The following is a 23,542-nucleotide window of genomic DNA, read 5'->3' as shown; positions in this document are numbered from 1 at the left end:
TTTGTCACCTTGGCTCTCCTAGGCTTGCTGGCGAGCGACCGTAAGGCAGTCAGCATTGCTGTTGACCGGGGGAACTTCTGCCCTCTTGGGGGAAAGGGGCTGGGGAAGTAGGGGATTCTCATGCGGACGAAGGGACTTGAACCCTTACGCCTTGCGGCACTAGATCCTAAGTCTAGCGCGTCTGCCGTTCCGCCACGTCACTCTCACCCATGCTAGCTCGCCCTCTGGGCCAGGGCGACCTGTAGGGCAGCAGTCTCAGCATCATCGTCATCTCGAATCGGAATCCCGCTCCAAGTCGCGAAAAAGAGGTGTGCTCAGGTAGCGTTCCCCAAAACTAGGCTGGATCATTACAATCCGCTTGCCAGCGTTTTCCGGTCGCCGCCCCACCTGGATGGCTCCCGCCAAGGCAGCCCCAGTGGAAATGCCGGAGAGGATCCCTTCTTCTTTGGCCAGGCGCCGGCTGTAGACCATGCTCTCTTCATCTTCCACTGGGATCACCTCATCCAGCAGGTCGCGCCGCAGCACATCAGGCACGAATCCCGCTCCGATCCCTTCAATGCGATGAAAGCCGGGCCGTCCACCACTCAAGACGGCACTGGCCTTGGGTTCAACGGCCACCAGTCGAATGGCTGGGTTTTTCCCCTTCAAAAACTCGCCCGCCCCCGTGATGGTGCCGCCGGTACCTACCCCTGCCACCAGGATATCCACTTGACCATCGGTATCTTCCCAAATTTCCGGGCCGGTGGTTCTGGCATGGATCCGGGGGTTGGCGGGATTGGTGAACTGGCCCAACATGTAAGCGTTGGGAGTGCGGCGGACGATCTCTTCAGCCTTCCAGATGGCTTCCCCCATGCCGCCGGCGCTACTGGCCAGGTGCACCTCTGCTCCGTAGGCTTTCAACAGCAGTCGCCGCTCCAGGCTCATGCTCTCAGGCATGACGATGATGAGCCGGTAACCCTTGGCAGCAGCGGCCATGGCCAGGCCAATGCCGGTATTGCCAGAGGTGGGCTCCACCAAGATGGTCTTGCCGGGGGTGATCAAACCGGCCTGTTCGGCAGCCTCGATCATGCTGACGGCAATGCGGTCTTTCACCGAAGCGGCAGGGTTAAAGCTCTCCAATTTCACCACGATCTCGGCCAGGCACCCCTCCGATTGCGGGATCCGATTCAACCGCACCAGCGGGGTGCGACCGATGAGCTGGGTGATGTTGGCGGCGATTTTCATGGCTAACAAAAAGGAAGAAACCATCGCGGCAGTGGGCCCTAGCCCTTAACTCCGGAGCAACCGAGGGCCTTACGCGAGGCTAACCCTTGAATAAGCTCCTTGGCGTGCCCCTTTCAAGATCTCACTGCCCTTGGCCCAGCATTAAGGGGGATCCCTGCATTCCTTGAAGTTTTGAGAGGGAGGGCTACAAAACCCCTCCTGAAAATGAATTAGAGTGAGATCACACCGGAAGGACGAGTCCATTATGCACCTGAGTGACATCACTCATCCCAACGAGCTCCGAAACCTGAACCTGAGCCAGTTGCGCAGCCTAGCCCGCCAGATTCGCGACAAACATCTGCAGACGGCTGCCAATTCCCCGGTCGGCTGTCATCTGGGGCCAGGGCTGGGGGTGGTGGAGCTGACCTTGGCCCTCTACAAGACCCTCGATCTGGATCGAGACAAGGTGATCTGGGATGTGGGGCACCAGGCTTATGCCCACAAAATGCTCACCGGCAGGTACCACAATTTCCACACATTGCGCCAGAAGGGGGGGATTTCCGGCTACCTGAAGCGCAGCGAGAGCCGCTTCGATCACTTTGGGGCGGGGCACGCTTCCACCAGCATCTCGGCAGCTTTGGGCATGGCCATCGCTCGGGATCGGCGGGGAGACAACTTCAAGGTGGTGGCCATCATTGGGGATGGTGCCCTGACCGGAGGCATGGCCTATGAAGCCATCAACCACGCCGGGCACCTGCCCAAGACCAACCTAATGGTGGTGCTCAACGACAACGGCATGTCTATTTCCCCCAATGTGGGGGCGATCCCTCGCTATTTAAACCGCCTGCGCCTCAGCCCGCCGGTGCAGTTTTTGGCCGACAGCCTAGAAGAGCAACTGAAGAACCTGCCCCTACTGGGATCCAGCCTCAGCCCGGAAATTGACCGCCTCAAGGAAACGGTGAAGCTGGTTACCGCTGTGCAAAACAACAAAGCCGGCATTATCTTTGAGGAGCTGGGCTTTACCTACGTGGGGCCGGTGGACGGGCACAACCTGGCGGAGTTGTTGGATGCCTTTGAGTTGGCCCACGGCATCTCCGGCCCGGTACTGGTGCATGTAGCTACCGTCAAAGGCAAGGGCTACCCGCCTGCCGAAGCGGAACAGGTGGGGTATCATGCCCAATCCCGCTTCGACCTGGCCACCGGCAAGCCCTACCCGCCCACCAAGCCCAAGCCCCCCAGCTACAGCAAGGTCTTTGGCCATGCCCTCTGCAAGCTGGCCGAGCGGGATCCCCGCATCATCGGCATCACCGCCGCTATGGATACGGGCACTGGCCTGGATAAGCTCAAGGAAAAGCTGCCGGATCAGTTTGTGGATGTGGGGATCGCCGAGCAGCACGCTGTAACGTTGGCGGCTGGCATGGCCTGTGAGGGAATGCGGCCAGTGGTGGCCATTTATTCCACCTTCTTGCAGCGGGCCTACGACCAGATCATCCACGATGTCTGTATCCAAAAGTTGCCGGTCTTCTTTTGCTTGGATCGGGCGGGAGTTGTGGGAGCCGATGGCCCCACCCACCAAGGCATGTACGACATCGCCTATCTGCGCTGCATTCCGGAAATGGTGCTAATGGCTCCCAAAGATGAAGCGGAGCTACAGCGCATGGTGGTGACCGGGATCCAGTACACCCAGGGCCCCATCGCCATGCGTTACCCGCGCGGATCTGGCGTGGGGGTGCCTCTGGCAGAAGAGGGGTGGGAACCCCTGCCCATCGGCAAAGCCGAGGTGTTGCGCAGCGGCGGCGAGGTGCTGATCCTGGCCTATGGGTCGATGGTGCATCCCAGCCTGCAGGCGGCGGAGATCTTGAAAGAACACGGCATCTCAGCCACGGTGGTCAATGCCCGCTTCGCCAAGCCTCTGGATACCGAGCTGATCCTGCCTTTGGCCGAACAGAGCCGCTTGGTGGTGACGGTGGAAGAAGGTTGCCTCATGGGTGGGTTTGGCTCGGCAGTGGCCGAAGCCCTGCTCGACGCCGACCTGACAGTGCCTTTGTTGCGCCTGGGAGTGCCGGATGTGTGGGTGGAGCACGCCACTCCCGAGGAATCCTTGGCAGAACTGGGCTTGAACAGCGCCGGGATTGCCGAGCGGATTCGGGCCAAGTTTCAGGCACGAGTTCTCAAGGGATCCCCTGCAGAACTTCCCACTGTCAATTCCTAAATCTATCCTGAATCTATTCTGAGAGGCCCATCCGCCGGTTGAACTGCTCGATAGCGGCTTGCTGCAGAGCTTCTGCAACAGGTCTGGTACGCAGGAGGATCTGCACATCTCGCAGCAGGTTTTCTCGCCACAGGTTCTCCCGCAACACCTGCAGGCGGGCGTAGTTGGGATCCAAGCGCATGGCCTTTGCCCCCAGTTCCTCAGCCCGTTCGGTTTCTCCCCGAATGTAGAGGGCAGTCGCCAGGGCCAAATAGGGCTCTGCTACGGCATTGTTCATCTCTATCGTGCGTTCCCAGCGATCGATGGCGGCGTCCAGATCCCCCTGCTCATAGTCCACCAAGCCCATGTTGTTCATGGCCGGCCAGTAGGCGGGATCCAACTCCAAGGTCTTCTCATATTCCTGCCGGGCCGCATCCCACCGATCCAGCATGAGGTAGGCATTGCCCAGTTGGAAGCGAGCGTTGGGGTTATCCGGTTGCAGGGCCACAGCTCGTTCCAGGGTTTCAGCAGCGGCAAAGTAGCTGCCCTGCCGCAAATAAGCCGATCCCAGCGAGTAGAGAACAGCCCCATCTTGAGGAGACAGGGCGCGGGCCTTCTGCAACGAGGCAATCGCCTGCTCCAAGTCCCCCAGTTCTAGGTGGACGTTGCCCAAAACATAGAGCAGCTCTGAGGAGTTGGGCACCATGGCCACGGCCAGTTGCAGGCGGCGCAGCGCTTCTTCCGTTTGACCAAACTGGGCCAGCCGCAGCGAGTCGGTGGCCAGTTGTAGCGCTTGGGCCTGCATCAAGCCCCCATTGGGCAGAGGGACGTGCAGCAACACCTGGGCCTGGGCAGAGCTCCACCCTCCCATCCCCAACACAACTGCCAGGCCCACCGACAAGGCTCGCCAGGGCCGGACGGATAACCGGAACAACAGTGGCGGCATGATACCCACGCAATAAACAGGCCATGCCCATGTTAGCTGCAACAGCCGGGGATCCCTACTTCTCAGTGTTCTCCTCTGCAACTGCCATCGGCCAAATCAGAGGCGTCGCCACCGCCGCCCCGATTGGGTGAGCAAATCTTCGGCAGCCTTCGGCCCCCAGGTGCCGGCCTCATAGGTGAACAGAGGCGGTGCAGCACTGCCGCCATTGCCGCTGCCGGGCTCCGATTCCCAGGCCGATAACACCGGCGTCACCACCCGCCAAGCCGCTTCGACCTCGTCGGCACGGGTGAACAGCGTTGGATCTCCCAACAGACAATCCAGGAGCAGGCGATCATAAGCATCCGGTGTACTCGCTCCAAAGGCAGTCCCATAGCGGAAATCCATATCCACCGAGCGGGTGCGGATCTCCGGCCCGGGCATCTTGGCCTCAAAACGCAAGGAGATGCCCTCGTTGGGCTGGATGCGCAGCACCAGGATGTTGGGACTCACCTCCCGAGCTGCCGATTGGAACAGGGAAAGGGGCACCTGCTTAAAGTGAATGGCCACCTCCGAAACCTTCTTGGGCAGGCGTTTCCCAGTGCGCAAGTAGAAGGGCACCCCCTTCCACCGCCAAGTATCACACTCCAGTTTCAGAGCGACGTAGGTGGGGGTTTTGGACTGGGGATTGACATTGGGCTCCTGCCGATAGCCCAGCACCGGCTTGCCGGCAATCCAGCCAGGGCCGTACTGCGCCCGCACCGCTGCGGCTGCCACATTGCGGGGATCCGCTAGGCGGGTGGCCTGCAGCACCTTGGTCTTTTCGTTGCGCACCCCATCGCTGCGCAGTGAGACAGGTGGCTCCATGGCCGTCAGGCAATAGATCTGCATTAGGTGGTTTTGCACCATGTCTCGCAGGGCGCCGGCAGTGTCGTAGTAGCCGGCCCGATCCTCCACCCCCACCGTCTCCGCCACGGTGATCTGCACATGGTCGATGTAGTTGCGGTTCCAGAGAGGCTCGAAAATGGCGTTGGCAAAGCGGAAGACCAGCAGGTTTTGCACCGTCTCTTTGCCCAAGTAGTGATCAATGCGGTAGATCTGCTCTTCCTGGCAAATTCGCTGCACAAGGCGGTTGAGTTCCTGGGCCGAGGTGAGGTCGTGGCCAAAGGGCTTTTCGATCACCACCCGCGTTTTGGTCGGATCGGCCACCATGCCAGCTGCCCCCAGCTGTTGGATGGCCTGGGCATAGAAGTCCGGCGCCACCGCCAGATAGAACACTCGGTTGCCGCGGGTGCCCCGCTCTTCGTCCAGCTGGCTGAGCAGCTGCTTTAGGCGCAGATAGCTCTCAGCATCTCCGATATCGAGGCGGCAATAGAACAGGCGGCTGGCGAAGTCCTGCCAGAGGGCCTCCGGCCCCAAGTCCTGGGGGGCAAACTCCTGCACGGCAGCCCGCATCTTTTCCCGATAAACCTCGTGAGTCCAATCGCGGCGGGCCACCCCCACCAAAGTAAACTCCGGCGGCAGCCGCCGCTGCCCAAACAGCCGGTAGTAGGCCGGGAGCAGCTTGCGGGCGGCCAGATCCCCAGAAGCGCCAAACTGCACCACAATGCAGGGATCCGGAGTGCGTTCTTGGTTGAGACCAACGCGAAGGGGGTTTTCTGCCAGGGTTACCATAGGCCAGCTTGGCTCAAAGAGAAGGATTGGGAAGAACCTAGGGCACCAGAGAACCCTCTAGGCAGCGCAGCACTTCTTCCACGTTCTCACGGCTGCCGATGATGAGGGGCACCCGTTGGTGGAGGGATTGGGGAACGATATCCAGGATGGCCTCGGTGCCGGTGGTGGCCGCCCCGCCCGCCTGCTCGGCCAGAAAAGCCAGGGGGTTGGCCTCGTACATCAGGCGCAGCTTGCCCTCCGGTTTTTTCTGGGTGCCGGGATAGAGGTAAACTCCGCCCTGCAGGAGAATGCGGTGAAAATCCGCCACCAGAGCGCCGCTGTAACGGGAGATGTAGCCATCGCGGCGGTGAACATACCGGACATAGTTCTGGATCCCTTCGCTCCACTGGCAAAAATAGCCCTCGTTGAGGCTGTAGACGGAGCCGCGTTCAGGAATGCGGATGTCGCTGCGGGAGAGGATAAATTCCCCCAAGCTGGGATCCAACGTAAAACCGTGTACCCCCTTGCCGACGGAATAGACCAATTGGGTGCTGGGGCCGTAGAGAATATATCCCGCAGCCAGTTGGCGACGGCCCGGTTGCAGCAGGTCTTGGTTGTCCGCCTCCGGGCGATCCTCAAGAGGGTGAAGGACGGAGAAGATGGAGCCGACGCTGAGGTTGGCGTCAATGTTGGAGGATCCATCCAGGGGATCGATCATCAGGGCCAGGCGGCTGAGGGAGCAGTTTTCCGGCAGGCGAGCCGGGGTTTTCATCTCTTCCGAGACCAGCCGACACACCAGGCCCGTTTGCTCCAAAGCGCGAATGAAGGCCCGGTTGGCATAGTCATCCATCTGTTGCTGTTCTTCCCCTTGGACATTGAGGCTGCCGGTAACCCCCAGCGCCCCTTCGATCAGTCCTGCCTGACTCAGCCGCCGGGCGATCATCTTGCCGGCCAGGGCAATGCGGTTCATCAGGGCGCTGAAGTCTTGGGCCTCTGCCGTAAAACTGCCAAACTGCTGTAAAACATGACGGGAGAGGGTGAGCACATCCCGCAACATCTCCCGTGAGGACTCCGTCCCGCTAACGCGGTCGGCACTGCTGGGCACTGCAGGCGAGGGGAGAGGAGAGCTGAGAACCATACGAGGCTTCGCCAACACGAAAGAAAAACACCCATACAAGGGATCCCCGACCCCTGCGTCTTGACCCGGAGTGCAAGGACTCGGTCTTGCCAGGGCGATTGGAACCTGGGATCCCTTCTACTAGGTAGGCTGGCCGATTCCTGGCGCAGGTGCAGACAACTTACAGAGTTGCTTCAGATTTGGTTTGGATCCCTCTTGCCGGCAGAGCTAGTGTTCCCCCGAAGAGAGGCGGTAGGATGAGTTCTAGCCGTTTTCTTCCTTGCCCACTTCCTCTCGATTCCCTCTGGCAATGATGGCCAATTCTCCGCTCCCACTGCGCAGCCAAGTGGTCACCCAAGGGGTACAGCGCTCCCCCAACCGCGCCATGCTCAGAGCCGTGGGCTTTCGCGACGAAGATTTCGGCAAGCCCATCGTCGGCATTGCCAACGCCCACAGCACCCTCACCCCCTGCAACATGGGGATCCAAACTCTGGCGGAGCGGGCGGAGGCGGCTTTGAGAACGGCGGGCTGTATGCCCCAGGTGTTCGGCACCATCACCATCAGCGATGGCATTTCCATGGGCACGGAGGGGATGAAATACTCGCTGGTGTCGCGGGAAGTGATTGCCGATTCCATCGAGACGGTGGTCAACGGCCAGAGCATGGATGGCCTCTTGGCCATCGGCGGCTGCGACAAGAACATGCCGGGGGCGATGATCGCCATGGCCCGCCTCAATGTGCCCTCCATCTTCGTCTACGGCGGCACCATCAAGCCGGGTCACTACAATGGCCGCGACCTCACCATCGTCAGCGCCTTTGAAGCGGTGGGGGAGTTCAGTGCCGGGCGCATCTCCGAGGAAGAGCTGCTGGCGGTGGAGCGCCATGCCTGTCCCGGTGCCGGATCCTGCGGCGGCATGTACACGGCCAACACCATGTCCAGCGCGTTTGAGGCTATGGGGATGAGTCTGCCCTACTCCTCCACCATGGCTGCAGAAGACGAAGAGAAAGCCGAAAGTGCCGCCCAATCGGCCAAGGTTTTGGCAGAGGCCATCAAGGCCAACATCCGCCCCCGCGACATCATCACCCGTAAAAGCATTGAAAATGCCATCTCGGTGATCATGGCCGTAGGGGGATCCACCAACGCCGTGCTCCACTTTCTGGCCATTGCCCATGCGGCAGAAGTGCCCCTGACGCTAGATGATTTCGAGACCATTCGTGCTCGCGTGCCTGTCCTCTGCGATCTCAAGCCTTCAGGGCGGTTTGTGGCCACCGACCTGCACCGGGCCGGCGGGATCCCCCAGGTGATGAAAATGCTGCTCAACCACGGCCTGCTGCACGGGGACTGCCTCACCATCTCCGGCCAGACCATCGTCGAAGTCCTGCGGGATGTGCCGGACGAGCCTAGCCCGGATCAGGAGGTGATCCGCCCTTGGCACAGCCCCCTGTATCCCCAAGGGCATCTGGCCATCCTCAAGGGGAATCTGGCTCCCGAAGGAGCAGTAGCCAAGATTACCGGCGTCAAGAACCCGAAAATTACCGGGCCGGCGCGGGTCTTCGATTCAGAGGAGTCCTGCCTGCAGGCCATCCTCTCCGGCCAGATCCGAGCAGGGGATGTGGTGGTGATCCGCTACGAAGGCCCCAAAGGTGGCCCCGGCATGCGGGAGATGCTCTCGCCCACTTCGGCCATCATCGGCGCCGGCTTGGGGGATAGCGTTGGCCTGATCACCGATGGCCGCTTCTCCGGCGGCACCTACGGCATGGTAGTGGGCCATGTGGCTCCCGAAGCCTATGTGGGGGGCACGATTGCCCTGGTGGAGGAAGGGGATCTCATCACCATTGATGCCCCGGCTCGCCAGTTGCACTTGCATGTGAGCGAAGAAGAGCTGGCCCGCCGCCGCGCCCGCTGGTCTCCTCCTGAGCCTCGCTACAAACGGGGCACCCTAGCCAAGTACGCCAAGCTGGTCTCCAGCAGCAGCCTGGGGGCAGTGACGGATTTAAACCTGTGGGATTAATTTCCCTCACCCCCGGCTCGTCTCCCAGAGGGAGAATTGGTACTTGAGAGATAGCTCCAGATTCCTGACCCTGCAGGGATCAGCCTTGCTGGGTTAAGTGCAAGAAAGCGGCAGAGATGAAGGATCCCTGCCGCTGGGTTTTATGGGCTGACGGCCTCAGAGACAACTAGGTACCGATGATCCCGCCGTCATTTTTGGTGATCACCACCACCGCCGAGCGGGGGTAGAGATTGGGGTCGTAGTCGGGCCAGCGGGAGAGGATCTTGCCGGCAGCAAAGTCGTCCTCGCTGGTGCTGGCTCCCGGATGTTGCACGTTGATGAACATGGTGCGCTGATCGGGAGTGGTGACCACACCGGTGATCTCCTGCCCAATCGGCCCGGTTAAAAAGCGGCGAATTTCCCCTGTATCCGGATCGGCAGCCAACATTTGGTTGTTGCCAAAAGGCGCAAACTCCCCTTGGTTGAGATTGCTGTCGCTGGTGTCGGTCTGGATCCAGAGGCGACGGCTGGCATCGAACCACAGACCATCGGGAGAGTTGAAGATGTTGTCTTCATTGAGGGGCTGGCCCGATAGCTTGCGGCTATCTTCCGGCGGCCCGGCCAAGACAAAGAGATCCCACTCAAAGCGGGTGGCTTGAGGCCGGTCGTTGGCTTCCTTCCAACGGATGATGTGACCCCACTTGTTTTTGGGACGGGGGTTGGCAGCGTTCACCTGGTCTTGTTCCCGACGGCTGTTGTTGGTCAGGGTGAAGTAGACCATGCGGGTTTGCGGATCCACCGCTCCCCACTCGGGCCGATCCATCTTGGTGGCGCCGACAAAATCCGCCGCCGTGCGGGTATTCACCAACACATCTGCTTGGCTGGTGAAGCCGTTTTCCGGGGTTAGACCGTTTTTCCCAAACACCAGCGGCAGCCACTCCCCTGTGCCATCTTCGTTGAACTTGGCCACATACAAGGTGCCATTGTCCAACAGATGTCCGCCCGCCGTTTCCTTGCGGTAGGGCTCGGCAGAGACGTACTTATAGATGTACTCAAAGCGGGCATCGTCCCCCATGTAGGCCACAATCGGCTGGCCTTCCACCGGCGGCTGGAACACCACGCCTTCGTGGGCGAAGCGGCCCAGAGCGGTGCGCTTCTTGGGAGTGCTGCTGGGATCAAAGGGATCGATCTCCACCACCCAGCCAAAAGTGTTGGGCTCATTGCGGTAGTCTTGAGTGGCATCCGCAGCGGTGGGGGTGGCATTGAAGCGGATGAACTCGTCTGCCTTGTTGCTGGCCAGCTCCCAGCCGTAGCGAGAAGTCTCGGTGCTCACGCCGTAGCGCTTGTGCTCCCGGGGCAGGTTGGGCTTTTGGTCGGGGCCTTTGCTGGTGTTGCTGAAGTAGCCAGCCCAGTTCTCCTCACAGGTGAGGTAGGTATTCCAGGGAGTGACGCCGTGGGCGCAGTTGTTCAAAGTACCCCGGGTCATTGTGCCTTCAGGGCTGAACTTGGTTTTCACGAAGTCGGATCCCCGCACCGGGCCGTGGATCTCCATGAGGGTAAGACCGGTGATGCGGCGGTTGAGGCGATCCCGCACCACTTCCCAACTGCCGTCTCCCTGCTGCTTGATGTGGACAATGCTCACCCTGTGGCCATTCAGCTCTTTCAGCACCTGATCGGGATCGCGGCTGCCGTCAGGATTGGTGGGATACAGGTCGGAAGCCAGCTTTTGGCCCACAGCCGCAGCATGCATAAACCGAGGCTCAACGTACTCGTGGTTAAACACCAGCAAACCCTCGGTGGAGCTGCCCTGCCAGGGATCCTTCCCTTCGATGGGGAAGAAGTGCATGCCATCGTGGTGGCTGCCCACCTGCATTCCCTGCTCGGCACCGGTGTTTTCCAGCTTGAACTGTGGATAGGTGCCGGTGATGGGAGTACCCCAAGCCAGCAGCGGTCGGGCAGTGTAGCCTTCGGGCACCACCAGTTTGTCTTCCGCGCTCACAGGAATTGCCTTGAAGCCCAGCAAAGCACTGCCACTGGCGGCTTTTGCCGATTTGGAAGCACCGTTCAGCGCAGGCAAGCCAAAAAAGGTGGCCACCGCTGCAGCAATTCCCCCCTGCAACACTTGACGCCGCTGCAAACGGCTCTCCAGGATGCTGCTGAAAGTGGGGTTGGGAGAGTGGTTACACATAGGCTCGTCCCCAGGACGAAGCTTAGGGCCATGCGAATGGATACTCATGTTGACTTCTCCTCTTGTCCTGACAAGTTTTGTTTAGAAACTTGACGAGTCTTATAAAACAGCACCTAACCCCTGCGCTACTCTATTCGCGCATGAGGATAGGCACTACAGAGTTAGTGGCTTGAAGTTAAGAGAAGACTAAGCTCAGATTAAGCCTTGCAAGTGTAAACAATTTCTTTAGATTGAAGCAGCAGTTTCTTAATCATTTGTTGCAACGAGAAGAAGACTTGGTTTAAGTCAATTAGATCAAGTGCCAATAAAGTAGTCTGCAGTCCTTAGAATTGCGATTCTTATGCGATTCTTAGAGGTCTTTTCGTAACCTAGAGAACAAATACACCCCATCTTGGTGGTACAGAAGCTGGAATTGAGTTTCCTTCTGTAAAGCTTCAATCAGGACACGGGAAAACTCTGGACTGCTGCGCCACCCCGGATGACGGGTGTTGAGCAACACATAATCAAAGGGATCCCACTGAGAGGGCGGGGATCCATTGAAGCGGCCCTCGTCTGTAAAGTAGATTACAGGTCGCTGGGTGAGGTGAGGGCTGATCTCGTGGGTGGTGAGGACGCCCCCTTGGGTGGTGATCTGGGCAAGAGCCTGTCGGGTTGCCTGCCAAGTGTCCAGGGAGCTGAGATAAATCGAGCCAAAAAAGGTGTATTTCCCCAAGGCCAAAAAGGCCAGCGCAGACCAGATCAGAGGCAATTTTCTATCTTTTATAAAATGGCTCTGCAAGGGATGGTTTTTCACATTCTCGATGACGGCCAAGAACAAGAAAGGAACGATAGGCAAAGCGTATTGATGTACCAGATCCCGATAGGCAGGATTGCTGGAGAGTATATTCAAGCCCAGGGTAGGCAGGGCAGGGATCCAAGGATCCCAGTGTCGCCAAGAGAGGCCCCAAGCCAAAGGCGCAACCAATAAAAATCCATAAAACAGGGTGTCCAGAGAGAAGACTTTGCTCAAAACCAACATCGGCCTCAAGATTAAACTTTGAATAATTTCCACAACAGAATCGCCCAGATAGCCATAGTGGGAAACTGCTGCCGGCTCGCTGCCGCTGAAGTGAGGAATGACCCCAAAAGTGGCTATCCCAAACCAAGCTGATCCTGCTGCAATTGCCGTCCAGCCGCCCACTTGGCAGCGCCATTGCCAGCGTTCTTGAATTCGTCCTCTTTCCCAAAGCAACAGCCAGGCTCCCAGGGCGACAACATTGAGAGACAACACTGCTTTACAGCCGAGGATGCCGCTCAAACAGAGAAGGAACCCCCACAATTTTCCAGAGCGAATGCAGAGCACAGCCGCCAAGAAAAGGGGAACGGCCAAAACCTCTGGATGAAAATCAAAAAGGTTGGCGTTAAAAATGGCCGGATAGAGAAGATAGGCTGTGGCAATCACCATCACTTGGCTGGGATCGACCTTGGCCTGAAGTGCAAGGTAATAAATAGCCAATGCTCCCAAGGTTAACGCCAGGGATTGGAGCCCAAACAGCCAATAGACCGAGGGGACAATGCGGTACAAAAAGCTGATGGGATAGAGAATAAAGGCTGCGTGGTCTCCCAAGATGTGGATCCCTCGAATGGTCGAAAACGGAACCTCTCCCCGACTGATTAGATAGATGGATTGGTCGAAGATGCCAAGATCATATCCTCCAGACTGAAACAGGTGATGCCGGACAACACTACAGCCAAAGAGAATGAAGAAATTAAAAATCATGATTGCCAGCAGAAGTGGAGGCAGAGGACGATCCTTCATAAGAACTAGGGCTTTTGATTTATAGATCTTGGCAAGGTAACTTTATCGCTTTTCTCAGCCTTGCGTGACATCCTAGCGAGATCTGGATTCGGCAGAGGCTCCGCCGCAATTCCGGACATTTCTCTTTCCTCGGGAGTATGAGGAATGGCTCAAGCTTGTTGGAGATAACGATACGGATGAGTTAGGACTGGTTACGACAAGAGGGTGTGATTTGGCCCAAGATGGCAGCATGTCTTGCCCCAGTTGCTTCCGGTAAATTGTTGGTCTTACCTTGCCAGGTTTTATAGGCCAATACCGCGAAGGCAAGGGCCTCTTTGGCCTTAGAAGGGATCCCCACTTGGTCGGAAGTCAACAGGGTTGTGGTCGGCAGTTGCTCCTGCAGCAGTTGCATGAGAACAGGGTTTTGGGTGCCGCCACCGCTGAGAATAACTTGATCTGGGGTCGCGGGCAAAAAGTCCCTATAGGCTTGGGCAATGGAGCAGGCTGTGAACCCTGTGAGGGTGGCAATACAGTCGTGAGCAGATATAAATTGGGTCCAAATTTGCTCCAAATAAAGGGATCCAAAATACTCCCGACCAGTGGTTTTGGGCGGTGCCTTTTGAAAATAGGGATCCCGCATCCATTCTGCAACTTTTTCCCAGTGGACTTGGCCTTGGGCAGCCCATTTTCCATCGCGATCAAAGGCTTGTTGTCCTTGGCTGGCCCGCATCACCGCCAAATCAATCAAAACATTGCCGGGGCCGGTGTCGAAAGCCAAGGGGGATCCCCCACTGTAGAGGCTGGGGAGATAGGTAAGGTTGGCAATACCGCCGATGTTCTGGGCCACACGATGAAGGTGGGGATGCCTCAACAGAAGCCAGTCCACAAAAGCTACCAAAGGTGCGCCTTGGCCTCCTGCTGCCATGTCCCGCGCCCGAAAATTGCTCACCACCGGGATCCCGGTCAGCTCGGCAATCACCGCAGCTTCACCGATTTGCAAAGTCGAAGCTTCTGGCCCACTGGGGTTATGCCAAAGGGTTTGGCCATGGCTGCCGATGAGATCGATCTGTTGGGGGGTAAGATGGGCCGCCTGGATCCCTTGCAAGGCCGCTGCCGCAAAAGCTCGACCCAAGCGAAAGTTCAAGGTGCAGATGTGATCTACCGTGCCGGTTTTGGGATCCGCAGCCCGCAAAATCTCTGCCCGCAGCGTTGGGGAATAGGGGATCGTCTGGAAATGCATTAACTCCCACTGTAGGGGATCGTCACCCTCCAGGTGGACGATGGCTACATCGATCCCGTCTACCGAAGTGCCCGACATTAGGCCGACGACGATCATCTTGCTGGGGGCTCGCACCAGAGGCTTGAGAAGGTCTAAAGTTTTGCCCTCTTTCTCCCCTCCCCTTTTTAAGATACAGGCAGCGTATCCGGAGCTACCGCGTGGAGAGGATGAGTGAAGCCATCCGCTACGACCTTCTGTTGGTGGGGGGGAGTTCCTCCAACTTGATCTTGGCCCATCGCCTTTTGGATTTGGCCAAGCTATCCGGGCTAAGAATCTCCATCGCCATTTTGGAAAAAGCCCGCCAATTCGGCGGTCACATCGTCAGTGGCGCCATCTGCAACCTCCAAGTGATCGCCAAGCTCTTCCCCGATTTTGAAAGCCAAGGATTTCCCCACGAAGGCCGGGTGGAAGCCAATCACTTGAGCGTGCTGGGATCCCAACAGCGCTGGGATCTGCCGGAAGCGGTGATCCCGCCGGGATTTCGCAAGCAGGGGCAGTTCATTCTCACCCTCAGCCACGTCATCCGTTGGCTGGCCGAAACCCTGCAGGAAAAAGCCAAAGGGATCCCGAACGTTACCCTGGATGTGTTCCCTGGCTTTGCCGCCCATGAAATCCTCTACGACGGGGAGCGGGTGATCGGGGTGCGGGCGAGCGATTCCGGCCAAGTGTACGAAGATTGCATCTTTGCCGAACTCACCTGTTTCGGCGACAAAGGCTTCATTTCCAAAGATCTCATCGAGAAGTTTCAACTGCGCCCCAACCCGCAACTGTGGTCGGTGGGGGTCAAAGAGGTGTGGCAGATCCCCCAGTCCCGGCAGGGGCAGGTGTGGCATACCTTGGGCTACCCGGTTTTGGATGGCAGCTTCAGCGGGGGCTTTGTCTATGGCCTCAAAGACAATCGCCTGGCCTTAGGTCTGATCATCGGCCTCGACAGCAGGAACCCCAACCTTAACCCCCAGCAGCGTCTGCAGGAGTTCAAGGCTCACCCCTGGATCCAGTCCCTGATTGCCGGCGGCAAGTTGCTCAAGTACGGGGCTGCCGTGATTCCCGAAGGGGGCTACCACAGCCTGCCCACCCGGTTTGGCGTTGAGGGAGCCCTGCTGTTGGGGGATGCGCTGGGGGTGTTGGATGTGGGTAGCTTGGCCGGGGTGGATAACGCGATGGAAACCGGCTATCTGGCGGCGGGCCTCATTCACGATGGCTTCTTGAAAGGGGATCTGCGCATCCAAACCGACTACCAAAAGGCGGTGATGGAAAGTGCAGTGGGGCAAAACCTCTACCGCAGCCGCTACTTCCGCGAGGCTTTTTTGGAAAACTCCCGCTTGCTGGAAGAATACTTGCCTCAGGTGTGCCGCAGCGTCGATGCCGGCCATCCCTGGCTGGGATCCCTGCGCTGGGGTTTACAGGATCCCGTTCGCCGCGGACGAGAAACTCTGCGCGCCTACACCCTGCTCACCGGGCGGGTCAGCCCCAGCGAGCCACCCCCGCGAGGCTATGTGGCCCCCCACGCTGCCATTCAAGCGGATTTTGTGGCCCCCACAACCTTGGCTCCCCAGGAATTGGCCTCTCGACCGGGCTATTTCTCGCGGCCCGATGCGGTTTTTTTCGCGGATCCCCGCTACCCCGAGGGTAACCGTCACATCCTGGAGTTCGACGCCGAAACCTGCCGCCGGTGCATCGCCACCTACGACAAGCTGAATCGCCCCACCCCCTGCGTTGCCGACTGCACAGCAGAGGTACACCACATCCGCGACCAAAATGGCATCCGCTCCCATGCCATGTCTTTGGAAAACTGCATCCAGTGCCGCACCTGCGAGATCATCTGTCCCCACTTAAACTTGCGGGTCAACCCCAGCTACGAGGGATCCGGGCCGGATTTCTATGGGCTGTAGCCGTTGCTGAGGTTAACTCAGTTCGCTGCAGCTCGCCTGATCCTGGGGGTCTAGCAACTGAGGTGAATGGATCTGGCCATCTTGGCCGGCGATCCCAGGGATCCAAGCAACCTTGGAAATTGGCTAGGTTGGGTTAGGGCTTGTTGGAGATCTTTTGTCGGTGAGCGATTCTTTGGATGTCCAGGCTCCTCTGCCCGCCATTTTGGCCGATCTGCAAGAAGCTCTGGAATCCCTGGGGTTGGGCCATCTTCAGGTACAAGCGCGGCTTTCCGGCCACCGCCTGTTGCTGCGTCTAGAAGGGGATCCCCTGCCTGAGCCGGATGCTTTGCTGGGGAGCCTCTCGCCGGCATTGGAGCACATGGCGCTGACCCACAGGCAACGTCAGGTGGAGCTGTTTGGCTTTCTGGCCAATGAAGGGATCCCAGAATGGCACTGCGAGTGGCGCTACCAGCCCCAGCCCAACCCCAACAGCCCTCTGTATCGCGCTCAGCGGGGGGATGGGGTAGCCATCCAGCAGGTACTGAATTACCTGTTGCGTCCAGAAGGGATCCAAGCACGGGTTCATTTCCATCCCAAGCTGGGCCTCTTGCAGGTGAACTTGCAGGCGGCAGAAGCTCCGGATCCGGCTTGGGCTAAGGATTTTCTGCGGCGAGCCTTGACCCGTCTGGAATGGACTTTTTTGCAACGGCTGCGGCTTTCTGGGCAGAAACTGGGCTCTTTTTTCCCGGCCTGGAGCCAAGAGTTCGATCTCAAACAGCCTGCCTTTTGGCAGTCCCCGCAGGTGCCCTTGACCGGGCGATCCCCCATCTCAGAGAGAGAAATCTCTCCGCTGGATAAGCCGCCACCCCCTTCTCCTGCCTCCCAGACTGAATCTCCGGGTGTCAGTTGACGGAGGAGATAGTAAGTAGCCGAGCGTTTGCAGCCGCTGGCTGAGCGTATTCTGAAGGACAGTGCTCGTTGGGGTTGGCCATGCGGGTTGTTTTTTTCGGCACGCCAGAGTTTGCCCTGCCTTCGCTGCAGATCCTGTTGCAGCCGCAGTCCCCCTTTGAAGTGGTGGGATTGGTCTGTCAGCCGGATCGGCCCCAGGGGCGAGGGCAAAAGGTGCTCCCGCCCGCTACCAAAGTGTTGGCTCAAGCCCACGGGATCCCTGTGTGGCAGCCTGTCCGCTTGCGGCGGGATGCAGAGGTGCTGGCAGCTTTGCAGGCCCTGGCTGCCGATGTGTTTGTGGTGGTGGCCTACGGCCAGATCTTGCCCCTGACGGTGTTGCAGATGCCCAAGCTGGGCTGTGTGAATGTGCATGGATCCCTCCTGCCCGCCTATCGTGGCGCTGCCCCCATCCAGTGGGCTATTGCCAACGGCGAAACCGAGACCGGCGTAACCACGATGCTCATGGATGAGGGAATGGATACAGGAGCCATCTTGCTCCAGACCAAGCTACCCATTGGGCCAGAGCAAACCAGCCTGGAATTGGCACTCCAACTGGCTCAACTGGGGGCAGAACTCTTGGTGGAAACGCTCTTGAAATTGGAGAAAGGGGAACTCACCCCTATTCCTCAGGATGGATCCCGGGCAACCTACGCCCCTTTGCTCAAAAAACAAGACTTTCACCTCGACTGGCAGCGCCCTGCCCAGGCCTTGCACAATCAAATTCGCGCCTTTTCCCCCAACTGTTTCACCGGTATAGAGGGACAGCGGATAAAGATTGTCCGCTCCGCCTCTCCCCAACTGCACTCGCCACCCCCTGAAATCCCCCAGGGCAGTCCCGGAGAAGTGGTGGGGTTGGCCAGAGGAGAAGGGATCTACGTAGCCACAGGAGAGGGATCCCTGTTGATCCGGCGGGCGCAGCTGCCTGGCAAAAAAGAACAGTCCGCTTGGGACCTGGTCAATGGCGGCCAGCTCAAGGTGGGAATGCGCTTTGAGCCGCTGCCCAATTCTTGAGAGCCCACACACAGGGATCCCTTGGGCGTGGTCAACCCAAATGGTGGCGAATAAATGGTGGCGAATACAGTAATGAATGAAACATTTCCGTTGCATTACTCCCCTCTCCCTCTGGGAGAGGGTGAGGCTTACTCCGGCTGGGGAAACTCCTGCCAAAGGGTGGTGCGTTGGCGCAAGCTGAGGAACTGTCCGCCGCCCAAGATGAGGTGGTCCAAAACCGGGATCTGCAGCAGCTGCCCCGCCTGCAAGAGTTGCCGGGTAAGGGCAAGATCTTCTGGGCTGGGATCCAAGCTGCCGGAAGGGTGGTTGTGGGCCACCAGGATGCGGCTGGCTCCTTGCTTGATGGCGCTGCGGAAGGTTTCCCGCGGATGGGTGAGGGTTTCGGTGGCTGTCCCCCGGGTTACGATCTGCTGGCCAATGAGGCGGTGCTTGATATCTAGGTGCAAAACGGCAAAATGCTCCTGGGTCTCCCACATCAGGTCGCCGCTCAGGGCCATGGCTGCCTGTTCCGGCGACTCGATCACCGTGCGTTCTGGCGGGCGACCCAAAAACACCCGTCGCCCCAGCTCGATGGCGGCCAACACCGTTGCTGCCTTGGCCGGGCCAATGCCTTCAATTTGCAGCAGCTCCCCTGCCTCCACCTGGCGCAGTTGGGCCAAGGGATCCCCTTGGGCTTCTAACTTTTTCAGGAGCAACTGGGCTAGGCCGACTGCTGAGAGTTTGCCCGGCCCCTGTCCGGTGTTGAGCAGAATGGCCAGCAGCTCCGCATGGGAGAGGTTCCTTGCTCCTTGGCTGAGCAGCCGCTCGCGGGGGCGATCTTGGGCGGGAATATCGCTGATGCGCAGCACGTACTGGCTCATCTGGGGCCTAGGGAGGAGAAGAGGTTTTTTTCAACAGCCAAAAGGGACTGCGGCGCTCGACGACCCGCCAAGATCCCAGAATAGCTGCCTGTTCGCCCTCGGGAGCTGTAAGTTCAGCTACAAAGGGATCCCAGGTAACCAGGTAGTCGGGCGCCTGCCCCTGGGCTTGCCAGTCGGCCAGCTCTTCTGGGCTGGCGGCGTAGGGAACCTGCAGCGGGCCATAAAAATAGGGTACAAAAGAGCGAAAGCCGTACAGGCCCACCGTTCCAGAGAGAGCCGGCTGGGCGTTGTTTTCGGAAGTGGCAAACTGCCGGAAAAAGTGGACGGCTCCCCCCTGGGTGTGTTGCAGCAGGCGGGGGAAGACCCAGCACCAGGCCAGTTGGGCGCTCAGTCCCGTGGCCAAGAGCAAAACTGTCCAGCCCCAAGCCCGCCGCCGTCCTCGACTCCAAAGGAGAATTCCCAGCAGCAGGATCGCGGCGGGGACGTAGGTCAACACCGGCCACTCCACCTCAGCCTGCAGGTATCCCAGCACCAAGCTGCTGGAAAAGTCGTCAGGGATGCCGGCAAAGACCCATGCTTGGACTAGCCCAGCGGGGTCCTGGGATCCCAGCCAGGGCAGCACCAGCCACAGGGCCAGCCAAAACAAGCCGCTCAGCAGGATCCAGCAACCTTCCCAAAAGCTGAGCCGGGCCTCTTCTAACCCCAGCCGCTGCAGGCGCACGGCAGCAAAGTAGGCCCCAATGGGATACAGCAGCGAGGTGTAGTGTACCAGCTTGGTTTGCACCAGCAGCGAAAACAAGGCCAGCACCACCCCAAAAGCCACCAACAGCAGAGATTCTGCCCGCCGAGTCAAATCCACCGAGCCCACGCTCCTGGGGATCGTCTGCAGGATCCCGGCCAAGGCCAGAGCGCCCCAGGGAAAGCACCCCAAGGCAAAGGCCAGCAGATGAAAATAAACCGGGCCGGGATGCCCATCTGAGCTGGTGAGGATGCGCCATTGGTAGCGCCCAAACTCTTCCACCCATTCTGGCCCCCGTTGCACCCCCTCCAACGCCAGCCAAGCGAGGGGAACAGCCACAGCTAGGCTGAGGAAAACCAGGCTCTCCCCCCATCGAAGGGGAGGATCCCGTTGCCAGAGCTTGTAGAGGATCCAAATAGCCAGGGGCAACACCAGCCCCACCGGCCCTTTGGCCAACACTGCCAAGCCCAGGGCCAGCGCCCCCACCGCTCTCCACCTGCGTCCAGAGTACCCGGCCCGCCAGGCCTCCTCGGCGGCCCAAAGGGATCCCAGCCCCACACCCATGCCCAGGTTGAGTAGCGGGTCGATGAGACCAGTTTTGTAAAAAAACAAGGGCAGGTAGCCCGTCAGCAGTAGGATCCCCCACAGGCAGCCAAACTCCACCCCACGCAGATGGGATCCCCACCCCACCAATAGCGCCACTGTGATCCCGCCCACCCAGGCATTGGTCAACCGCGCCGCCCATTCGTTCATCCCCAAAACAGCCATGGACAGGGCCTGCAGCCAAAAAAACAGGGGCGGCTTTTCAAAAAAGGGCTCCCCGTTGATCGCCAACGAGAGCGGATCCCCGCTGGCCAGCATCTGCCGCGCCAAGCTGGCGTAGATCAGCTCATCCCAGTCGAACAGATAGGGGATCCCCTGACCTACCCACAGCCACAGGCCGGCCAAAAGCCCCATCCCCAGGGATCCCTTGAGGCGGCCCAGAAAGCTAGGCATGGAAAGCTTCTGAAGACACCACCCGGCCCACGCTCTGAGGCGAGCGCAGGAGGCGGAGCAACTGGGCTGCCAGAGCGGATCCCTCTGTCTCTACCGGAATCTCCACCCCACACCAACGGCTGGAGCTACCCTGCAGGGCAGCTATCCACTCCGGGGCAAGGGATCCCCGCGCCACCCCGATCAATTGCGGCAGAGGCTCCCGACGATACAGCCCGATCCAGCGCACGGCCAGCTGAAAGGGCCCAGGCCGGAAGCGGGGGTTTGGGCTGCCATCGGCCTCGAACTTGCTTAGCATCAGTTGCAGCGAGTAGATCTGGCGACTATTGAGAGGGGGAGCAGAAACCCGGCGGGCGCGGAACGTGGCAACCATCTCCGCAAAGGGGATCTGAACGGTCTGCTCTTCTCCCGGCGCAGTGTCGAACGCATAGCCGTAGGCGGGGCTGTCCCAGCCGCCTTGATCCCGCAGTAAGACCTTATACCGCTGCCCATCCCCTCGCAGGCGCAGCTCCAGACCGGCAAACCCCGACAAGTCCAGCGGCGGCTGCCAATTGCGGGTGCGCGTGGAAACAAACCCCCCAAAGTTGGCCGTGGAAACCTGGCCTGCGAACAGCAGCTCCTCCTTTCCCCAGAGCAGTTGGCTTTGGCTCGCCCCGCCCATCACCACATCGTCCAAAATGCCCCAAAACCGATGCAAATCCGGGTTGGGCCGGCGAAAGTCGAACAGCATCCGCTCCGTTTGCCCACTGCTGCGCAATTGCTCCAGATAAGCCTTGGCCGTTGGTGGATCCCCCAAACCTAGGATCACGGTTGCTGTCGCCCAATCTGGCGTATGGCTCACCTCCACGCCCTGCTGCCGCAGGGCCTCCGCCAACCCGTCAGGCAAACCTTCCCCCACCACCCCTATCTGGATAGCGACCGGCTCGGAAAGAGAAGGTGGCACAAAATCATCCTCCACGGCCTGGAACCCATTTTGAACCCGACGCCACACCTCAGCCCAAGGCAGGGCCTCATAGTAGGTGAGCGTGTTCCAGAACCGCCCCAGATCCCAAGGCATGAGTCTACCTGATACATTCACGCTGAACTCTCCTGAACATGGTTCAGGAAAGAAGCGATCGCATCCTGCCTATCTCTGAGCAGGAAGGCGGTATCCCGCAAAGCCCTGAGGAATACCCCCCGAGCGCTTTCCCCCTTCACTTCCCGGCAACCGTTGCGGTGGACTCAAGGATCAGGGGGAAACTTGGTCTACTATATCCCTCTCAATGACTTTTGCCAAACCGCCTAAAGCTCAGTAAATTCAGCAAAGTTCAGGGTTTTGGGGGTTAGAGGCATGCTCATCTCTTCAGAGGTCTATCCCGGATCCCTAGCTTAGGGCAGCGCCGAAGAACTCCACCGCTTCTGCCAACACGTCTAAAAAGCGATCCACCTCCGCCAACGTGTTGTACAGGTAAACACTGGCTCGGGCAGTGGATTGTACTCCCAAATAGCGATGGAGGGGTTGAGTGCAGTGGTGCCCCGCTCGAACGGCAATGCCTTGCTCATCCAGCAAAGTAGACAGGTCATGGGGATGGACAGCCTCCACCGAAAAGCTAACCAGCCCTGCCCGTCGCGCCGGATCCTTGGGGCCATAAACCCTAATACCCGCTATGCGCTGGATCCCGTCCAACAGGTGGGTAATCAACCTTTGTTCATGGGCATGAACCCGCTCCAGACCGATCTGGCTCAAGTAATCTACGGCTGCCCCCAGCCCCACCGCCTGGGCAATCGCCGGCGTACCAGCCTCAAATTTGTGGGGGATATCCGCATAGGTGGCGTGATCCCAGTACACATCGGCGATCATCTCTCCCCCACCCAAAAAAGGGGGCATCGCTCGCAGCAGCTCCCGCCTGCCGTAGAGGACGCCAATCCCCGTTGGGCCACACATCTTGTGCCCCGAAAAGGCCAACCAATCGCAATCCAGCGCCTGGACATCCACAGGCATGTGGGGCACGCTCTGGCAGGCATCCAGCAGAACCTTGGCCCCGTAGCGATGGGCCAGCTCAGTCATCTCCTGGACGGGATTGATGGATCCCAGCATGTTGGAGACCTGGGTTACCGCCACCAAGCGGGTGCGGTCGCTGAGCAAAGACCGGTAGTGCTCCAGATCAAGCTCTCCCTCTGGCGTGATCTGGATGAACTTGAGGTGGGCTCCCGTCTTCTGGGCCACCCATTGCCACGGGATCAGGTTGCTGTGGTGCTCCATCACCGAGAGGACGATCTCATCCCCCCGCTCCAGATGGCTCAAGCCCCAACTGTAGGCCACCAGATTGATGGCTTCGCTGGCATTGCGGGTGTAGATGATCTCCTGAGGAGAAGGCGCGTTCACAAACCGAGCGATCTTTTCCCGCGCCCCCTCATAGGCATCTGTGGCTTCGTTGCTCAGCGTATGCACCCCGCGATGCACGTTGGCGTTGCAGTGTCGATAGTAATGATCCATCGCCTGCAGGACTGCCAGTGGCTTTTGAGAAGTGGCGGCATTGTCAAAGTAGATTAGCGGGTGGCCGTTGACCTGGCGCTGCAAAATCGGAAAATCTGACCGCACCTGGGCAGCCAGATCGAAAGAATGGTCAAGCTTGAGAGAAGAAAGGGGGGATACCGCCATGGTCTGCGCAAAAAGCCTGCTTCCCTCAGTATGACATCGCTTCCGGCCAGCCTTCGGCAAACCCATCCGCCCAATCCCTTCCAGCATCCAGGGATCCCTTCCTCCCTGACCTGAAAGCGAAGCTTGTCACAAAATGTAACTTTGTGTTAAGTTTGGTTA

The 23,542-nt window shown here is 59.2% G+C and carries 16 protein-coding genes; 5 read left to right on the top strand and 11 right to left on the bottom strand.

Features of this window, described 5'->3' with window-relative positions; translation table 11 throughout:
* Positions 1-267: 267 nt before the first annotated feature.
* Entirely contained in the window at positions 268-1,224 is a 957-nt protein-coding gene (gene cysK, locus ACVWZG_RS04820) for a cysteine synthase A (RefSeq protein ID WP_011433569.1), read from the bottom strand.
* Positions 1,225-1,468: 244 nt separating this feature from the next.
* Here cysK and dxs point away from each other — a divergent pair, with 244 nt between their 5' ends.
* Entirely contained in the window at positions 1,469-3,415 is a 1,947-nt protein-coding gene (gene dxs, locus ACVWZG_RS04815) for a 1-deoxy-D-xylulose-5-phosphate synthase (RefSeq protein WP_457415268.1), read from the top strand.
* A 13-nt stretch (positions 3,416-3,428) separates the two neighbouring features.
* Here the strand turns inward: dxs and ACVWZG_RS04810 are convergent, their stop codons facing one another.
* From ACVWZG_RS04810 to fbp, 3 genes are all read right to left on the bottom strand, one after another.
* A complete protein-coding gene (locus tag ACVWZG_RS04810; RefSeq protein WP_457406350.1) occupies positions 3,429-4,340 on the bottom strand; it encodes a tetratricopeptide repeat protein in 912 nt (303 codons plus the stop codon).
* A 96-nt stretch (positions 4,341-4,436) separates the two neighbouring features.
* Positions 4,437-5,990 (bottom strand): glucose-6-phosphate dehydrogenase, encoded by a 1,554-nt coding sequence (zwf, locus tag ACVWZG_RS04805; protein WP_414408986.1) that lies wholly within the window; start codon positions 5,988-5,990, stop codon positions 4,437-4,439.
* Positions 5,991-6,027: 37 nt separating this feature from the next.
* The gene (gene fbp, locus ACVWZG_RS04800; protein WP_011433573.1) at positions 6,028-7,026 is read right to left on the bottom strand and encodes a class 1 fructose-bisphosphatase; all 999 of its coding nucleotides are present in this window, start codon (positions 7,024-7,026) and stop codon (positions 6,028-6,030) included.
* Between the two features lie 373 nt (positions 7,027-7,399).
* Between fbp and ilvD the strand changes: the two genes are divergently transcribed.
* Positions 7,400-9,097, top strand: a complete 1,698-nt coding sequence (gene ilvD, locus ACVWZG_RS04795; RefSeq protein ID WP_457406359.1) for a dihydroxy-acid dehydratase — start codon at positions 7,400-7,402, stop codon at positions 9,095-9,097.
* A 166-nt stretch (positions 9,098-9,263) separates the two neighbouring features.
* On the opposite strand, the gene ACVWZG_RS04790 is transcribed toward ilvD, so the two are convergent.
* The 3 genes from ACVWZG_RS04790 to ACVWZG_RS04780 all read right to left on the bottom strand — a co-directional run bounded on the left by ACVWZG_RS04790 (position 9,264) and on the right by ACVWZG_RS04780 (position 14,395).
* Positions 9,264-11,312: a PhoX family protein gene (locus ACVWZG_RS04790; RefSeq protein WP_457406348.1), complete on the bottom strand. Its 2,049-nt coding sequence runs from the start codon at positions 11,310-11,312 to the stop codon at positions 9,264-9,266.
* Positions 11,313-11,613: 301 nt separating this feature from the next.
* Positions 11,614-13,062: a DUF2079 domain-containing protein gene (locus tag ACVWZG_RS04785; RefSeq protein ID WP_457406345.1), complete on the bottom strand. Its 1,449-nt coding sequence runs from the start codon at positions 13,060-13,062 to the stop codon at positions 11,614-11,616.
* Between the two features lie 181 nt (positions 13,063-13,243).
* Positions 13,244-14,395, bottom strand: a complete 1,152-nt coding sequence (locus tag ACVWZG_RS04780) for an anhydro-N-acetylmuramic acid kinase (RefSeq protein WP_457387649.1) — start codon at positions 14,393-14,395, stop codon at positions 13,244-13,246.
* Positions 14,396-14,487: 92 nt separating this feature from the next.
* On the opposite strand from ACVWZG_RS04780, the gene ACVWZG_RS04775 reads away from it, so the two are divergent.
* From ACVWZG_RS04775 to fmt, 3 genes are all read left to right on the top strand, one after another.
* Positions 14,488-16,212 (top strand): electron transfer flavoprotein, encoded by a 1,725-nt coding sequence (locus tag ACVWZG_RS04775; protein ID WP_457406344.1) that lies wholly within the window; start codon positions 14,488-14,490, stop codon positions 16,210-16,212.
* 160 nt (positions 16,213-16,372) lie between these two features.
* Positions 16,373-17,101 (top strand): hypothetical protein, encoded by a 729-nt coding sequence (locus ACVWZG_RS04770; protein WP_457406343.1) that lies wholly within the window; start codon positions 16,373-16,375, stop codon positions 17,099-17,101.
* 80 nt (positions 17,102-17,181) lie between these two features.
* A complete protein-coding gene (gene fmt, locus ACVWZG_RS04765) occupies positions 17,182-18,150 on the top strand; it encodes a methionyl-tRNA formyltransferase (protein ID WP_457406341.1) in 969 nt (322 codons plus the stop codon).
* A 128-nt stretch (positions 18,151-18,278) separates the two neighbouring features.
* Here fmt and radC read toward each other — a convergent pair whose 3' ends face one another.
* From radC to ACVWZG_RS04745, 4 genes are all read right to left on the bottom strand, one after another.
* Positions 18,279-19,010, bottom strand: coding sequence for a RadC family protein (gene radC, locus ACVWZG_RS04760; RefSeq protein WP_457406340.1), 732 nt, complete (start codon positions 19,008-19,010; stop codon positions 18,279-18,281).
* A 7-nt stretch (positions 19,011-19,017) separates the two neighbouring features.
* Complete coding sequence (locus tag ACVWZG_RS04755) at positions 19,018-20,745, bottom strand: ArnT family glycosyltransferase (RefSeq protein ID WP_457406338.1); 1,728 nt, start codon at positions 20,743-20,745, stop codon at positions 19,018-19,020.
* Positions 20,738-21,799 carry a CIA30 family protein gene (locus ACVWZG_RS04750; RefSeq protein WP_414387795.1) on the bottom strand — a complete coding sequence of 354 codons (1,062 nt, stop codon included), beginning with the start codon at positions 21,797-21,799 and terminating at the stop codon, positions 20,738-20,740. The genes ACVWZG_RS04755 and ACVWZG_RS04750 overlap by 8 nt, the downstream gene beginning before the upstream one ends.
* 306 nt (positions 21,800-22,105) lie before the next feature.
* Positions 22,106-23,383, bottom strand: coding sequence for a cysteine desulfurase (locus tag ACVWZG_RS04745; protein WP_457406336.1), 1,278 nt, complete (start codon positions 23,381-23,383; stop codon positions 22,106-22,108).
* Between the last annotated feature and the right edge of the window lie 159 nt (positions 23,384-23,542).

Source organism: Thermostichus sp. OS-CIW-33 (assembly GCF_054059615.1).
Note: the sequence above shows the minus strand (reverse complement) of the source record. Positions and strands in the feature narration are given on the sequence as shown.

Excerpts from the sequence above, each read along its gene's own strand:
- ilvD (WP_457406359.1), top strand. The coding sequence starts at position 7,400 with ATGGCCAATTCTCCGCTCCCACTGCGCAGCCAAGTGGTCACCCAAGGG.
- cysK (WP_011433569.1), bottom strand. The coding sequence starts at position 1,224 with ATGAAAATCGCCGCCAACATCACCCAGCTCATCGGTCGCACCCCGCTG.
- ACVWZG_RS04745 (WP_457406336.1), bottom strand. The coding sequence starts at position 23,383 with ATGGCGGTATCCCCCCTTTCTTCTCTCAAGCTTGACCATTCTTTCGAT.
- ACVWZG_RS04775 (WP_457406344.1), top strand. The coding sequence starts at position 14,488 with ATGAGTGAAGCCATCCGCTACGACCTTCTGTTGGTGGGGGGGAGTTCC.
- fbp (WP_011433573.1), bottom strand. The coding sequence starts at position 7,026 with ATGTTGCGGGATGTGCTCACCCTCTCCCGTCATGTTTTACAGCAGTTT.
- zwf (WP_414408986.1), bottom strand. The coding sequence starts at position 5,990 with ATGGTAACCCTGGCAGAAAACCCCCTTCGCGTTGGTCTCAACCAAGAA.
- ACVWZG_RS04785 (WP_457406345.1), bottom strand. The coding sequence starts at position 13,062 with ATGAAGGATCGTCCTCTGCCTCCACTTCTGCTGGCAATCATGATTTTT.
- ACVWZG_RS04750 (WP_414387795.1), bottom strand. The coding sequence starts at position 21,799 with ATGCCTTGGGATCTGGGGCGGTTCTGGAACACGCTCACCTACTATGAG.
- fmt (WP_457406341.1), top strand. The coding sequence starts at position 17,182 with ATGCGGGTTGTTTTTTTCGGCACGCCAGAGTTTGCCCTGCCTTCGCTG.
- radC (WP_457406340.1), bottom strand. The coding sequence starts at position 19,010 with ATGAGCCAGTACGTGCTGCGCATCAGCGATATTCCCGCCCAAGATCGC.
- ACVWZG_RS04755 (WP_457406338.1), bottom strand. The coding sequence starts at position 20,745 with ATGCCTAGCTTTCTGGGCCGCCTCAAGGGATCCCTGGGGATGGGGCTT.
- dxs (WP_457415268.1), top strand. The coding sequence starts at position 1,469 with ATGCACCTGAGTGACATCACTCATCCCAACGAGCTCCGAAACCTGAAC.
- ACVWZG_RS04810 (WP_457406350.1), bottom strand. The coding sequence starts at position 4,340 with ATGCCGCCACTGTTGTTCCGGTTATCCGTCCGGCCCTGGCGAGCCTTG.
- ACVWZG_RS04790 (WP_457406348.1), bottom strand. The coding sequence starts at position 11,312 with ATGAGTATCCATTCGCATGGCCCTAAGCTTCGTCCTGGGGACGAGCCT.